The 15,047-nt window shown below is 62.0% G+C and carries 12 protein-coding genes and 2 rRNA genes; 1 reads left to right on the forward strand and 13 read right to left on the reverse strand.

Translation table 11 applies throughout. From position 1 onward, the window contains the following. Positions 1-42: 42 nt before the first annotated feature. The 7 genes from ACLH0K_RS17000 to ACLH0K_RS17030 form a co-directional block, all read right to left on the reverse strand. Positions 43-3,167: ribosomal RNA gene (locus ACLH0K_RS17000) — 23S ribosomal RNA — on the reverse strand. 500 nt (positions 3,168-3,667) lie between these two features. After that, positions 3,668-5,195: ribosomal RNA gene (locus ACLH0K_RS17005) — 16S ribosomal RNA — on the reverse strand. Together the 16S and 23S rRNA genes form the textbook arrangement of a ribosomal RNA operon. Before the next feature lie 679 nt (positions 5,196-5,874). Beyond that, entirely contained in the window at positions 5,875-6,180 is a 306-nt protein-coding gene (gene rpsN / locus ACLH0K_RS17010; RefSeq protein WP_138137496.1) for a 30S ribosomal protein S14, read from the reverse strand. A 3-nt stretch (positions 6,181-6,183) separates the two neighbouring features. Then, positions 6,184-6,351: a 50S ribosomal protein L33 gene (gene rpmG / locus ACLH0K_RS17015; RefSeq protein ID WP_003798558.1), complete on the reverse strand. Its 168-nt coding sequence runs from the start codon at positions 6,349-6,351 to the stop codon at positions 6,184-6,186. Next, positions 6,351-6,587 carry a 50S ribosomal protein L28 gene (rpmB, locus tag ACLH0K_RS17020; RefSeq protein WP_009358852.1) on the reverse strand — a complete coding sequence of 79 codons (237 nt, stop codon included), beginning with the start codon at positions 6,585-6,587 and terminating at the stop codon, positions 6,351-6,353. Before rpmB ends, rpmG begins: the two co-directional genes overlap by 1 nt. Positions 6,588-6,849: 262 nt before the next feature. Beyond that, complete coding sequence (locus ACLH0K_RS17025) at positions 6,850-7,611, reverse strand: SGNH/GDSL hydrolase family protein (RefSeq protein ID WP_411374703.1); 762 nt, start codon at positions 7,609-7,611, stop codon at positions 6,850-6,852. 49 nt (positions 7,612-7,660) lie between these two features. Next, positions 7,661-8,140, reverse strand: a complete 480-nt coding sequence (locus ACLH0K_RS17030) for a MarR family winged helix-turn-helix transcriptional regulator (protein ID WP_411374704.1) — start codon at positions 8,138-8,140, stop codon at positions 7,661-7,663. A gap of 60 nt (positions 8,141-8,200) precedes the next feature. Between ACLH0K_RS17030 and ACLH0K_RS17035 the strand changes: the two genes are divergently transcribed. After that, a complete protein-coding gene (locus tag ACLH0K_RS17035) occupies positions 8,201-8,488 on the forward strand; it encodes a YciI family protein (RefSeq protein ID WP_411374705.1) in 288 nt (95 codons plus the stop codon). Here ACLH0K_RS17035 and ACLH0K_RS17040 read toward each other — a convergent pair. From ACLH0K_RS17040 to ACLH0K_RS17065, 6 genes are all read right to left on the reverse strand, one after another. Continuing rightward, positions 8,485-9,327, reverse strand: a complete 843-nt coding sequence (locus ACLH0K_RS17040) for an SGNH/GDSL hydrolase family protein (RefSeq protein WP_411374706.1) — start codon at positions 9,325-9,327, stop codon at positions 8,485-8,487. The two genes, ACLH0K_RS17035 and ACLH0K_RS17040, sit on opposite strands and share 4 nt — an antisense overlap. 264 nt (positions 9,328-9,591) lie before the next feature. Next, entirely contained in the window at positions 9,592-10,659 is a 1,068-nt protein-coding gene (locus ACLH0K_RS17045; RefSeq protein WP_411374707.1) for a siderophore-interacting protein, read from the reverse strand. After that, on the reverse strand, positions 10,656-11,468 hold the full coding sequence (locus tag ACLH0K_RS17050) for an ABC transporter ATP-binding protein (protein WP_411374708.1): 813 nt from the start codon (positions 11,466-11,468) through the stop codon (positions 10,656-10,658). Before ACLH0K_RS17050 ends, ACLH0K_RS17045 begins: the two co-directional genes overlap by 4 nt. Before the next feature lies 1 nt (position 11,469). After that, positions 11,470-12,549 carry a FecCD family ABC transporter permease gene (locus ACLH0K_RS17055; protein ID WP_411374709.1) on the reverse strand — a complete coding sequence of 360 codons (1,080 nt, stop codon included), beginning with the start codon at positions 12,547-12,549 and terminating at the stop codon, positions 11,470-11,472. Positions 12,550-12,578: 29 nt separating this feature from the next. After that, positions 12,579-13,670: a FecCD family ABC transporter permease gene (locus tag ACLH0K_RS17060; RefSeq protein ID WP_411374710.1), complete on the reverse strand. Its 1,092-nt coding sequence runs from the start codon at positions 13,668-13,670 to the stop codon at positions 12,579-12,581. A gap of 10 nt (positions 13,671-13,680) precedes the next feature. Continuing rightward, the gene (locus ACLH0K_RS17065) at positions 13,681-14,772 is read right to left on the reverse strand and encodes an iron-siderophore ABC transporter substrate-binding protein (protein WP_411374711.1); all 1,092 of its coding nucleotides are present in this window, start codon (positions 14,770-14,772) and stop codon (positions 13,681-13,683) included. Positions 14,773-15,047: the final 275 nt, after the last annotated feature.

Genomic DNA, 15,047 nt, shown 5'->3' on the forward strand with positions numbered 1-15,047 from the left:
GTTGGGAACCACATAGTGGACGCAAGCACTCGATATGGTGTTGTGGTGTAAGTTGTTGGCCTATTAGTACCGGTCAGCTTCACGAGTCGTTAGTCCTCGCTTCCACATCCGGCCTATCAACCCAGTGGTCTGGCTGGGGGCCTCTCACACGCAATGTGTGTGGAAATCTCATCTTGAAGCGAGCTTCCCGCTTAGATGCTTTCAGCGGTTATCCCATCCGAACGTAGCTAATCAGCGGTGCACTTGGCAGTACAACTGACACACCAGAGGTTCGTCCGTCCCGGTCCTCTCGTACTAAGGACAGCCCTTCTCAAATTTCCTGCGCGCGCAGCGGATAGGGACCGAACTGTCTCACGACGTTCTAAACCCAGCTCGCGTACCGCTTTAATGGGCGAACAGCCCAACCCTTGGGACCTACTCCAGCCCCAGGATGCGACGAGCCGACATCGAGGTGCCAAACCATGCCGTCGATATGGACTCTTGGGCAAGATCAGCCTGTTATCCCCGAGGTACCTTTTATCCGTTGAGCGACGGCCATTCCACAATGTACCGCCGGATCACTAGTCCCGACTTTCGTCCCTGCTCGAGATGTCTCTCTCACAGTCAAGCTCCCTTGTGCACTTACACTCGACACCTGATTGCCAACCAGGCTGAGGGAACCTTTGGGCGCCTCCGTTACTTTTTAGGAGGCAACCGCCCCAGTTAAACTACCCATCAGGCACTGTCCCTGACCCGGATCACGGGCCGAAGTTAGATGTCCAAAGTGACCAGAGTGGTATTTCAACGATGACTCCACCCGAACTGGCGTCCGGGCTTCAACGTCTCCCACCTATCCTACACAAGCCACTCCGAACACCAATACCAAACTATAGTAAAGGTCTCGGGGTCTTTCCGTCCTGCTGCGCGTAACGAGCATCTTTACTCGTACTGCAATTTCGCCGAGTTTATGGTTGAGACAGCGGGGAAGTCGTTACTCCATTCGTGCAGGTCGGAACTTACCCGACAAGGAATTTCGCTACCTTAGGATGGTTATAGTTACCACCGCCGTTTACTGGGGCTTAAATTCTCAGCTTCGCCGTGAGGCTAACCGGTCCTCTTAACCTTCCAGCACCGGGCAGGAGTCAGTCCGTATACATCGTCTTGCGACTTCGCACGGACCTGTGTTTTTAGTAAACAGTCGCTTCCCCCTGGTCTCTGCGGCCCCGATCCCCTCCCGGACGCGAAGTCCGTTCAAGGTTGGGGCCCCCCTTCTCCCGAAGTTACGGGGGCATTTTGCCGAGTTCCTTAACCATAATTCTCTCGATCGCCTTAGTATTCTCTACCTGATCACCTGTGTCGGTTTGGGGTACGGGCGGCTAAAACCTCGCGCCGATGCTTTTCTCGGCAGCATAGGATCACCGAATCCCCCCATACGGGGGTCCCATCAGATCTCAGGCACATGAACAGCGGATTTGCCAACCGTTCGCCCTACATCCTTAGACCGGGACAACCATCGCCCGGCTCGGCTACCTTCCTGCGTCACACCTGTTAATACGCTTGCCTCCCAGGATCAGGCCCTGCGCTCCACCAAAACCCTTCCGTCCAAAGGACGGTCGGGCAGGTTTCGGGCAGTTAGTATCCCCTGTTCAACATGGGCGGTTTTTCGCCGGTACGGGAATATCAACCCGTTGTCCATCGACTACGCCTGTCGGCCTCGCCTTAGGTCCCGACTTACCCAGGGCAGATTAGCTTGACCCTGGAACCCTTGATCATCCGGCGGACGGGTTTCTCACCCGTCTTTCGCTACTCATGCCTGCATTCTCACTCGTGTAGGCTCCACCACTGGTTTACACCGCAGCTTCACCGCCCACACGACGCTCCCCTACCCATCCACACTCCTGAACCATGACGGCTAAGAACATGTGTGAATGCCACAACTTCGGCGGTGTACTTGAGCCCCGCTACATTGTCGGCGCGGAATCACTTGACCAGTGAGCTATTACGCACTCTTTTAAGGATGGCTGCTTCTAAGCCAACCTCCTGGTTGTCTGGGCAACTCCACATCCTTTCCCACTTAGCACACGCTTAGGGGCCTTAGTTGGTGGTCTGGGCTGTTTCCCTCTCGACTATGAAGCTTATCCCCCACAGTCTCACTGCTGCGCTCTCACTTACCGGCATTCGGAGTTTGGCTGACGTCAGTAACCTTGTAGGGCCCATCGGCCATCCAGTAGCTCTACCTCCGGCAAGAAACACGCAACGCTGCACCTAAATGCATTTCGGGGAGAACCAGCTATCACGAAGTTTGATTGGCCTTTCACCCCTACCCACAGCTCATCCCCTCCATTTTCAACTGAAGTGGGTTCGGTCCTCCACGACGTCTTACCGTCGCTTCAACCTGGCCATGGGTAGATCACTTCGCTTCGGGTCTAGATCACGCCACTCACACGCCCTATTCAGACTCGCTTTCGCTACGGCTGCCCCACACGGGTTAACCTCGCGACGTAACACTAACTCGCAGGCTCATTCTTCAAAAGGCACGCCGTCACAACTACAAGGCTGCTCCGACGGATTGTAAGCACACGGTTTCAGGTACTATTTCACTCCCCTCCCGGGGTACTTTTCACCTTTCCCTCACGGTACTGGTCCGCTATCGGTCATTAGGGAGTATTTAGGCTTATCAGGTGGTCCTGACAGATTCGCACGGGATTTCTCGGGCCCCGTGCTACTTGGGATAACCTCCACAGGCTGCATCACGCATTACGGTTACGGGGCTAACACCCTCTCTGGCCGGCCTTTCAAAACCGTTCACCTATACGCACACATCACCCCACTGCCCCGGCAGAGACAGTACGGGAAGTCCCACAACCCCGACCATGCAACGCCCGCCGGCTATCACACATGGAACGGTTTAGCCTGATCCGCGTTCGCTCGCCACTACTAACGGAATCACAATTTGTTTTCTCTTCCTGCGGGTACTGAGATGTTTCACTTCCCCGCGTTCCCTCCACGCACCCTATGAGTTCAGGTACGGGTCACCAGATCACTCGCGCGCCTGGCGGGGTTTCCCCATTCGGACACCCTGGGATCACAGTCCGGTTATCGACTCCCCCAGGCTTATCGCAGATTCCTACGTCCTTCTTCGGCTCCTAATGCCAAGGCATCCACCGTGTGCCCTTAAAAACTTGACCACAAAAATCAAGAACAAAAACACTCGAGAGAACCACGGAAACCAACCACACCAAAACGATGCGGCCAGATCCAGGTTCATGTCTTGGAAATTGCTTCTATAAAAGATGCTCGCGTCCACTATGTAGTTCTCAAACAACAACCCCACACCACACACCCCACACACAGCCCCCAACAAAGGAAGCCACCCGTGCATGACCGGTACGGCAGGGAAACCAGAAACAACGCCCCGCCACCAACCCCCAAAACGGGGGCCGCCAACAGTCCTGTTGCCTCAGGACCCAACAGTGTGCCAAACACTAAACCACCCATCCCCGCCACCACCGTTCCAAAACCACCAGGGTCCGTACTAGGAAAGAAAAGCAGAAACAAGCAGCCGCTATTTGTTGATATTCCACCCATGAGCACCCGCCACAAAACACTCGTCTGTGCTGCGGGCTGCTTCCTGACAACACCCACCACCAACATGCGCTGGCAGACGGTTGTTGTAGGCGCTCCTTAGAAAGGAGGTGATCCAGCCGCACCTTCCGGTACGGCTACCTTGTTACGACTTAGTCCCAATCGCCAGTCCCACCTTCGACGGCTCCCTCCCACAAGGGGTTAGGCCACCGGCTTCGGGTGTTACCAACTTTCGTGACTTGACGGGCGGTGTGTACAAGGCCCGGGAACGTATTCACCGCAGCGTTGCTGATCTGCGATTACTAGCGACTCCGACTTCATGGGGTCGAGTTGCAGACCCCAATCCGAACTGAGACCGGCTTTTTGGGATTAGCTCCACCTCACAGTATCGCAACCCTTTGTACCGGCCATTGTAGCATGCGTGAAGCCCAAGACATAAGGGGCATGATGATTTGACGTCGTCCCCACCTTCCTCCGAGTTGACCCCGGCAGTCTCCTATGAGTCCCCACCATCACGTGCTGGCAACATAGAACGAGGGTTGCGCTCGTTGCGGGACTTAACCCAACATCTCACGACACGAGCTGACGACAACCATGCACCACCTGTAAACCAGCCCCAAAAGGGGAAACCACATTTCTGCGGCGGTCCGGTCCATGTCAAGCCTTGGTAAGGTTCTTCGCGTTGCATCGAATTAATCCGCATGCTCCGCCGCTTGTGCGGGCCCCCGTCAATTCCTTTGAGTTTTAGCCTTGCGGCCGTACTCCCCAGGCGGGGCACTTAATGCGTTAGCTACGGCGCGGAAAACGTGGAATGTCCCCCACACCTAGTGCCCAACGTTTACGGCATGGACTACCAGGGTATCTAATCCTGTTCGCTCCCCATGCTTTCGCTCCTCAGCGTCAGTTAATGCCCAGAGACCTGCCTTCGCCATCGGTGTTCCTCCTGATATCTGCGCATTTCACCGCTACACCAGGAATTCCAGTCTCCCCTACATCACTCTAGTCTGCCCGTACCCACCGCAGATCCGGAGTTGAGCCCCGGACTTTCACGGCAGACGCGACAAACCGCCTACGAGCTCTTTACGCCCAATAATTCCGGATAACGCTTGCGCCCTACGTATTACCGCGGCTGCTGGCACGTAGTTAGCCGGCGCTTCTTCTGCAGGTACCGTCACCTTGCGGCTTCTTCCCTACTGAAAGAGGTTTACAACCCGAAGGCCGTCATCCCTCACGCGGCGTCGCTGCATCAGGCTTGCGCCCATTGTGCAATATTCCCCACTGCTGCCTCCCGTAGGAGTCTGGGCCGTGTCTCAGTCCCAGTGTGGCCGGTCACCCTCTCAGGCCGGCTACCCGTCGTCGCCTTGGTAGGCCATTACCCCACCAACAAGCTGATAGGCCGCGAGTCCATCCAAAACCACAAAAGCTTTCCACCAACCACCATGCGATGGAAGGTCATATCCGGTATTAGACCCAGTTTCCCAGGCTTATCCCAGAGTCAAGGGCAGGTTACTCACGTGTTACTCACCCGTTCGCCACTAATCCCCCCAGCAAGCTGGAGATCATCGTTCGACTTGCATGTGTTAAGCACGCCGCCAGCGTTCATCCTGAGCCAGGATCAAACTCTCCGTTGAAGTAAAACAGACACAACCAAAACCAGCGGAAATAACACCGGAAAAGGCTGCACAAAATTTGAAACCAGCCAAAAACACCAGACCACACCACAGGGGCGGCATGACCCGGCAAATTCAACCAATCAATAAAACAATCGGTATCAACAAACTTGGCACACTATTGAGTTCTCAAACAACAGACACACCCGGCACCACCCAAACCAACATTCAGGATCGCTCCGGAGCAACTTTTCAAACTTACCCGACCCACCAGCCCGATGCAAATCCATCTTCAGGACCCGCACCAGCCCGAAAGCCGGCCCCCGCCACTTCCCGGCGCTCCAAAGAACCACCAGATATGGCTTGTTTGTGGGGGTTTTGACCGCCCAGGTGACCAGCTCTTCGCTGTCCCCCTCGCGGCGACTCAGAAAACAATACACGCCCACAAACCCCACCGCAAGTCACCCCACACAAGGCCCAAAAAGCCCTAAAACACGCGGAAAAACAGGCCACAAGGCCACCCAAGCCAACCCCCGCCGTCGAAACCCATCTCTGTGGGCTGCAGCACAGCAAATTCCAACAAGCTCAACCACCATCTGCATGCCCACAAACAACCAACGGGCCGTGGCTTAAACGCAGGAAGGGCCGGCAACCACGGAGGTTGCCGGCCCTTCAGGCAGCTGGGATCAGCAGTGCGGGATTACCAGGAAGACTTGGTGATGCCCGGAAGTTCGCCCTTGTGCGCCATGTCGCGGAAGCGGACACGGGAGATGCCGAACTTCTGTATGGTGCCGCGGGGGCGGCCGTCGATGGCGTCGCGGTTGCGCAGACGGATCGGGGACGCGTTGCGGGGCAGCTTCTGCAGGCCCAGGCGGGCTGCTTCGCGTGCTTCGTCGGTTGCGTTTTCGTCAACCAGGGTCTTCTTCAGCTCGAGGCGCTTGGCAGCGTAACGCTCAACGATGACCTTGCGCTGCTCGTTGCGAGCAATCTTGGACTTCTTAGCCATTGTTTAGCGCTCCTCTCGGAATTCGACGTGCTGGCGGATCTTGGGGTCGTACTTCTTCAGGACCAGGCGGTCCGGGTCGTTACGACGGTTCTTGCGGGTCACGTAGGTGTAGCCCGTGCCGGCGGTCGACTTGAGCTTGATGATCGGACGTACGTCCTTGTCCTTTGCCATTAGAGCTTCACCCCACGAGCCAGGATCTCGGCGACGACTGCGTCGATGCCGCGTACGTCGATGGTCTTGATGCCACGGGCAGAGACCTGCAGCGTGACGTTACGGCGCAGGGACGGAACCCAGTAGCGCTTCTTCTGGATGTTCGGATCGAACCGGCGCTTGTTGCGGCGGTGCGAGTGCGAAATGCTGTGCCCAAAGCCCGGCTCGGCCCCGGTCACTTGGCAGTGTGCTGCCATGACTTCTCCTCAAAGATTGAATGAAATGATCCGCAAATCTGCTGCAGGACCATGCGTCTAAGGGCGGCCCGGAAGGGCTAACGGTTAGTCACGCAACTTGAGCCCCTAACTACCGGCCTCCCGGATTTAACGGGCAACCGGAGCAATTGCGCACGCTCCGCGCACTTAGCGCCTACCAAGTCTACGAGTTCGCGCAATTAAAGACCAATTCACGGCTTTTAGGTGTATAAGCAGCGGACGACGGCGGCGTCCGCCACCCTGCCTAGAGCCGCGTCAGCTGGGGGTACTTGGGCAACAGGTTGTCACCGGAAGACTTGCCCGTGACCCTGCGGACCACCCAGGGGGCGGCATATTCGCGGAACCACTGGGCGTTGGCGCGGAGGGCTTCCGTTCCGCGGAGTTCTGGTACCGGTGTCATGGGCGGGATGTCGATGGAGTGGTCGTACTTGAGGACCTCCAGGACGCGCTTTGCCATGTTGGCATGCCCGGCGGCGGACATGTGCATCCGGTCCTTCGCCCACATGCCCCAGTCGTAGTACTCGCTGAAGCGCCAGTAGTCCACCAGCAGCGCGCCGTGGTCGCCGGCGATGCCGCGGACCAGCTCGTTGTAAATCGCGGTACGGCCGCGCATGGTGCCGAACACCTTCGAGCCCCGCGCATCGAAGCCGGTGAACATCACCACGGTGGCACCGGTGGCAGTCAAGGTGCGGATGCCGTCGTCGTACTCGGCCAAAAGGTCGTCAATATCTATCCTGGGGCGCAGGATATCGTTGGCTCCTGCATAAATGCTCACCAGGGTGGCCTTGAGCTCGACGGCGGCGTCCACCTGCTCTGCGAGGATCTGCCTCAGCTTCCTGCCGCGGATGGCGAGGTTGGCGTACCCGAAGCCGGGATCCGCGGCGCCGAGCTGCTCAGCCACCCGGTCCGCCCAGCCCCGGACGCCGTTGGGGCGGGTGGGATCGTCATCCCCCACGCCTTCGGTAAACGAGTCGCCCAGGGCCACAAAGCGGGTGGTGAATTCCATATCGGTTAGTGTGCCACCGGTTGCTGAAAGCAACCAACTGGGGGTGCTGCTAGCTTTCGCGGAGGATCCAGTGGTCGGCATCAAGGCGGCCCACCACTTTCTCGCCGATCCGTGCCAGGTCCAGGACGTCCTGCTCGGTGAGGGCATCCAGGAAGAGGTCGCGGACGTCTTCAACGTGGCCGGGCGCGAGGCCAACGATGGTTGCCATGCCTTCCTCGGTGAGGTGGGCAATGGTGACCCTCGCGTCATGCGGATGCGGCCGGCGCTCCACCCATCCGCGCTTCTGCAGCTTGGTGACCACGTGCGACAGCCGGGACAGGGACGCGCTGCTGCGGGCGGCCAGCTCACTCATAGGCAGGAACCGGTCGTCCGCCTCGGACAGCATGGCAAGGACCGTGTAGTCGAAGAGGGACAGCTTGCCTGCGGCGTGAAGCTTGGTGTCCAAGGCGGCAGGCAGCAGGGTGTTGATGCTCACCAGTGCCAGCCAGGCGCGTCTTTCATCGGCGTTGAGCCACCGCGGTTCGGTCATCCCCCTATTCTACGATTGATCCTTCAACTGATCGCCGCAACCCCCGGTAGGCTGGGGCGCATGTATGTTGTCTCCCTGACTTACCGGGTTCCGCAGGACATTGTCGACTTCCACAATGACGCCCACATCAGCTGGCTGCAGAAGGCGTTCGACGATGGCGTCTTCATTGCTGCCGGCCGCAAGGTTCCGCGTACCGGCGGGATGTTGCTGTCACGGGTGGACCGCGCCACCCTGGACGCCAGTTTGGCACAGGACCCTTTCTACACGAACGGTGTGGCGGACTTTGACGTTGTGGAGTTCCATGCCGGCCGTGTGGCGCCGGGCTTCGAGAATCTGCTGGACGGCTAGGCGTTCTCCGCTGCCTCCAGCTCCGCCGCCAGCTTTTTTAGCCCGCCCTTCTTTGGCACCTTGACCGGTTCGGGCCAGCGCGGGGCGAGCTGGTCCCCCAGAGTGACACCCCGCAGTTTGCGTCCGAAGAGCGGCAGGACCCAGTCGTGGATCCAGCGGCGCTGCCGGCGTTCCCATTCGCGCAGGGTGAGCCGGGTGGGCGGTTCCCAGTCCTTGGGCCTGATCTTGTGCGGTACCCCGAGCTGGTCCAGCACCTGCCCGGCCAGGTATTTGTGGCCGGCCTTGGACATGTGCAGCCGGTCCGAGTCCCACATCCGCCGGTCATGGAAGGCATCGAGGCACCAGTAGTCCACCAGCACGGTGCCGTACTTTTCGGCGATGTCCCGGACGCGCTGGTTGTAGAAGGTGTTGCGCCTCTTCAGTGGCTCGAGCAGCGCTGAAACCTTGACATCGAAGCCGGTGAAGAGGACCAGCGTGGCCCCGGTCTCTGCGAGCCGGGCAACGAGTTGTTCGTACTCGTCCATGAGGGCGGCCATGTCCGTTTTCAGATCCAGGATGTCGTTGCCGCCGGCGTATAGCGTGACCAGCGCGGGCCGCATCCGCAGGGCGGGTTCGAGCTGCTCGTCGAAGATTTGCCGGAGCCGTTTGCTGCGGATGGCCAGGTTTGCGTACTTCCATCCGGGCTGTGCTTTGGCCAGTTTTTCCGCTACCCGGTCCGCCCAGCCCCGCACCCCGTTGGGCAGCCGCTCGTCCCGGTCGCCGACACCTTCGGTAAACGAGTCACCGAGTGCAACAAACACCCGCCGCCCGGAATTGGGAAGCAAAGGTTCAGGCGCCACGGCGCCAACCTAGCCAGCAGAAGAAACGCGCAGGGAAAGCCGAGGTAAAGCGAAGGTGTCGCACGCACAAGGCCGCAGCCGGCGGCTTGCAAAGGAGCGCATCGCCGACCGGAGCGGAGGAAGGCCGCCCGCGGCTGCACCGAGCGCCGGGAGGAAGGGCGGACCCGAGGGCCCCGAACTGAGCTTGCGAAGTTTGGGAAGGGTCCAACCGCTAAGCGACGGCGAAATAGCGTCGCCGGCGCACCCAAACGAGGCGCAGGAAGACTACCCCTCGGCCTTGCCCTGCCGCCAGTACCCCATGAACGCAACCTGCTTCCGGTCGATCCCGACGTCCCGGACCAGGTACCGGCGCATTTCCTTGATGACGGCTGCTTCACCGGCAATCCAGGCGTAGAAAGGCATGGCGCCGGCGGGCATGTCCGGGTTCTTGGTGGCGATGATCTCGGCTGTTTCCATCCGGGACGGCGTTTCCCACAGGATGTCCTCATCCACGTTGACGTCTTCGGGCTCCGGCCCGGCGCCGTCGGCCTCTTTGAACCCGACCCAGCCGGGCACGGGCACGGCCTTCCGGACGGCCTGCTGGAGCAGTTCGCCGTGCGGCCGGGACCGGCCGATTTGCGCTCCACGCGCCAGCCAGGTTATGTCCACGTTGGCGGGCGAGCTGAGCTCGAGGAAGTCGCCGGCTTCGGGGACTTCCAGGAAGGCATGGCCGGTCATGTACTCCGGCAGGCTTTCGAGGATGGCGGAGATGGCCGGGATGGCGGTTTCGTCGCCGGCGAGCAGGACACGCTGGGCCAGGCCCGGCCGCCATTCGATGCCGGAGTAGATCTCGGCGGTGACGCAGTGCGCGGCCCGGTTGTTGGGGCCGATGATGGTGATGGCATCCCCCGGCTTGGCGTTCAGTGCCCAGTTGGCAGCGGGGCCGCCGTTGCCGTGGTCGTCGAAGTGCATGACGAAGTCGACGTCAATTTCGGGGTACACCTCGTCCAGCCGGGCCCGCCGCACCGTGTAGGTGCGCATGGAGCCGCGCACGGCCGGGTCCATCGCCAGCCATTCCCGGTACCAGCCGGACGAGCTCATTTCGAAGACGGGCAGTGGGATCTGCGTGCCGTTCGCGGCGAGGGACGGGATCATGAGCTTGATCCGGAGGTCCAGGGTGTCGCCGTGGACGCCGAAGTCGCGCAGGGAGTAGCCGCCGAACGTGATCCTGCGGAAGTTGGGGCTGAGTTCCTGGACCGAGGAGACGGTGACCTCGAAGGCCAGGGTCATCGGCTCGGTGTTTATGGAGGCAGGGTTCACGGCCTCGGTGGCGGCGGCAGCGCGGGTCTTCATGAGACAAGCTCCAGTTCGGTGGGGACGTGGTGGCGGCCGATGGGGATGATCAGGGGTGTTCCGGACACGGGGTCCGGGATGACGCGCGATTCCAAGTTGAAGACGTTCCGGACCAGGCTTTCGGTGACCACTTCGCGCGGGTCGCCGACGGCCACCACGGCACCGGCCTTCATGGCGATGACGTTGTCCGCGTAGCGGGCGGCGAGGTTGAGGTCGTGCAGCACGATGGCCACCGTGGTGCCGCGCCGGCGGTTCAGGTCGGTCACGAGGTCCAGGACCTCCACCTGGTGCGCAAGGTCCAGGTAGGTGGTGGGTTCATCGAGCAGCAAAACGTCGGTTTCCTGGGCGAGGGCCATGGCGATCCAGACGCGCTGCCGCTGCCCGCCGGAGAGTTCGTCCACGTCGCGTTCGGCGAGGGCCAGCGTTTCGGTGGTTTCCAGCGCGCGCTGCACGGCGGCGTCGTCCTTGTCGCTCCAGCTGCGGAAAAAGCCCTGGTGCGGGTAGCGGCCGCGGCCCACGAGGTCGCGCACGGTAATGCCGTCCGGTGCGGTGGGGTGCTGTGGGAGGAGGCCAAGAGTGCGGGCCAGCTCTCGGGCGGGGCGGGAGTGGATGTCCTTGCCGTCCAGGGTCACTGCACCGGCGGCGGGCTTGAGCAGCCGGGACAGCCCGCGGAGCAGCGTGGATTTCCCGCACGCGTTGGCGCCCACGATCATGGTCACCTTGCCCTCGGGGATTTCGGCGCTGAGGCCGTCCACGACGCAGCGCTGATCGTATTTCAGCGTCAGGTCCTGGGCTTTGAGAACAGCCACGTCAGGCATCCTTTCGGTTGGCGGTGACCAGCAGCCACAGCAGGAACGGGGCACCAAGCGCGCCGGTGATGACGCCCACGGGCAGGACGGTGCCGTCGAGCAGCACGGGGGCCAGGTTGGCGGCGAAGTAGTCGGCCGCGAGGACAATGAGGGCACCGACCAGGGCCGACGCCGGGAGGCTGGCTTTGCCGGCGAAGCGGCGTGCAATGGGCCCGGCAAGGAAGGCGACAAAGGAGACCGGGCCGGCTGCCGCCGTCGCCACTGCGGCAAAGGTGACGGCGATGATCACCAGGGCGAGCCGGGACGCGTTGACCTTGACGCCCAGGCCGGCTGCGGCGTCGTCACCCAGCTCCAGCATCCGGAGCGGTCCGGCGATGACGGCCACGGCCGGAAGCAGGATGAGCAAGGCGAGGAAAAGGACGCCGGCCCGGTCCCAGTTGGCGGAGTTGAGGGAGCCGTTGAGCCAGACGAGGGCGTCGGCGGCGGTGCGGATGTCCGCGCGGGTCATGAGGAAGTTGACCACCGCGTGGAGGGCTGCGGCGATCCCGACGCCGGCCAGGACCAGCCGGTTTCCGGCGGCGTTGCCGCGGCTGGTTCCGCGGAGTGCCCCGCCGGCGGAGATGGCGTAAATGAGGGCGGCGACGGCCAGTGCCCCGACGAGCGCCGCACCGGAAACCCCGGCGCCGGATGCGCCGAAGACGACGATGGCGACGACGGCAGCGGCGCTGGCGCCGTAGCTGATGCCGATCACATCCGGGCTGGCCAGCGGGTTGCGCAGCATGGTCTGGAACAGCGCGCCGGCCAATCCGAACGCGAGCCCGATCATGGTCCCGATGACCGCCCGCGGCAGCTTGTTTTCCATCACGATGAAGCTGGCACCCGGGATCTTCCGGCCACCGGTGAGGTGGTTGTAAACAATCGTGAAGAAGTCGGGGATGGTCACCGTGTAGCTGCCCAGCAGGACGGACACGAAAAAGAGGAGAACGACGGCGGCAGCCAGGACGGCGGTCCGGTTCAGCCCCGGCCGTTCCCGGCGTTGCCCTGTCACTTTTGGTTCTTGAGGGGCGGTTATGGCAGCCATATCTGATGGCGCAACGGGAGATATGAGGATCACAGTCCCGCCCCCTTGCCGCGTCGGATAAGCCAGACAAAAACGGGTGCGCCGACGAGGGCGGTCATGATGCCCGCGGGCACTTCGCCGGGGAGCAGCACCACGCGGCCGATGATGTCCGCGCCGAGGAGCAGCACCGGCGCCGCCACCAGGGAGAACGGCAGGATCCGGCGGTAGTCGGGGCCGGTGAGGAACCGGACGGCGTGCGGGATGACCAGGCCAACGAAGCCGATGGGACCGGCAAGGGCGGTGGCGGTGCCGCACAGGAGTACGATGCCCAGGGCGGTCACGGCGCGGACCAGGCCCACGCGCTGCCCCAGCCCGCGGGCAATGTCGTCGCCGAGGGCCAGGCTGTTGAGGATCCGCCCGGTCAGGAGCACGATCACCGCGCCCGCCACCAGGAACGGAACACCGGGCAGGACCACGGACCAGTCACGGCCGGCCACGCCGCCCACCTGCCAGAAGCGGAAGCGGTCCAGGGTGTCCTGGCTCGAAACCAGGATGACATTCATAAGGGAGAACAGGCCCGCGCTCAAGGCAGCGCCGGCGAGGGCCAGTTTTACCGGGGTGGCGCCTTCCCGGCCCAGGGACGCGATGAGGTAAACCACGACGGCGGCATTCGCCGCGCCGACGAAAGCGAACCAGATGTAGCCGGAGAAGGTGGCCACGCCGAAAACATAGATGCCCGTGACCACCGCGAGGGCGGCGCCGGCGTTGACTCCGATGATGCCGGGGTCGGCCAGCGGGTTGCGGGCCACGCCTTGCATGGCTGCGCCCGCCAACCCGAGGGCACCGCCGGCCAGCAGGCCAAGGGCAGTGCGCGGGATGCGGGAGTGGACCACGGCGTGGTCGCCATTAGCGGCATTGAACTGGGTCAGGGCCTCCCACACCGTGGCGAGGGGAATGGCCCTTGCGCCGACGGCAAGGGAAGCTCCGGCCAGGAGCGCGAGCACAACGACGGCGGCCAGCAGCCAGGCGGCTCGCTTTCCCCCGGAGGCGGAGCCCCGGACCGGGGTACGGGCTACCGCTCCCGGCACTTCGGTGCCGGTGCTGCCGTGTCCGGAGGCCGCCGTCGTCGTACTGTGCGTCATGGGACTGTGCTTACTTCACAGCGTCCGCTGCGGTGGCCAGCTGCGGCAGGAAGGTGTCCAGCGACCACGGCAGGCTCAGCGGGGAGGCTGCGGAGATGGACAGCGTGAGGGTGTTGTCCGAATCGGCCACGAGGGCGCCGTTCTTGATCGCCGGGATCTGGCTGAGCAGCGGGTCTGCCTTGATGGCGTCGGCGGTGGAGGCGTCCGGCACCCAGGTGACGAAGACGTCGGACTCGAGTTCGTTGGCCTTTTCGGCCGACCACGGGATGAAGAACTCCGAGTTGCTCTTCGTGTTCTGCTCCACCACGGGGGCGAGCTTCATTCCGATATCGGTGAGGAACCGGGGGCGGTTGTCGATGGCGGTGTAGACGTTGACGCCGTCGCCCTTGGCGGGCTCAAGGTTGCCGTAGATGAAGCTCTTGCCTTCGATCTGCGGGTACTCTTCGGCCTTTTCCTTGATGGTGGCCTCGGTGTCGGAGATCAGCTTGGTTGCTTCGGCTTCCTTGCCGAGGGCCTTGCCGATGATGGAGGTGGAGTCCTGCCAGGAGGTGCCGTAGGCCAGTTCGGGGTGGGCCACCACGGGGGCGATCTCGGTGAGCTTCTTGTAGTCCTCCTCAGTGAGGCCCGAGTAGGCCGCGAGGATGACGTCCGGGGTGAGCTTGGCAATCTCGGTGAAGTTGATGCCGTCAGCCTCGGAGTACTGGGCGGGAGCCTTGTCCGAGCCGAAGCCGGCACCGAGCTCCTCGAGGGCTTCGTCCTTCCAGGGGGTGGAGCCCTGTTCGTTGCCGCCCCATTCGATCTTGGGGACACCTACGGGCACAACGCCCAGGGCAACGGCAACGTCGTCATTGACCCAGGAGACGGTGGCCACGCGGGTGGGCTGCTTCTCGATGGTGGTCTCACCAAAGACATGCTTGATGGTGACCGGGAACTGCGAGCTGTTGGAGCTGGTGGCGCTGGCGTCTGACGTCGAGGACGCAGGGCCGGTGGAGCAGGCCGAAAGGGAGAGGGCTGCTGCGGCCAGGACTGCCGTTGCCTTGCCGGCTGACTTGAAGAGCGTGCGGCGCGTGGTGCCGGCGCCGGAGAAGAGGGGGGAAGCCATGAAATTCCTTAGGTGAACGATGCGAACCCAAGTAAGGCTAGCCTATCCTCGCTACTATTACGCAAGCTTTCTGTATCTTATTCGGTAGCGTGACGAAGGACACACCTCCTCCTTCGCGTCGCAGCGGGACCGCGGTGCATGCGGCCTTGGACAGACGGCATGGGCTTTGGCAGGATGTCACTGCCGGGCAGGACGGATCTGCCTGGGGTGGAAAAGATGGGAAACAGGGACAATGAGCATGCGTACGGCCACCCAGGCCCCCGCTGCCATGGAAA

Source organism: Arthrobacter sp. MPF02 (assembly GCF_046605375.1).
In the GTDB taxonomy this organism is placed as follows: Bacteria; Actinomycetota; Actinomycetes; order Actinomycetales; family Micrococcaceae; genus Arthrobacter.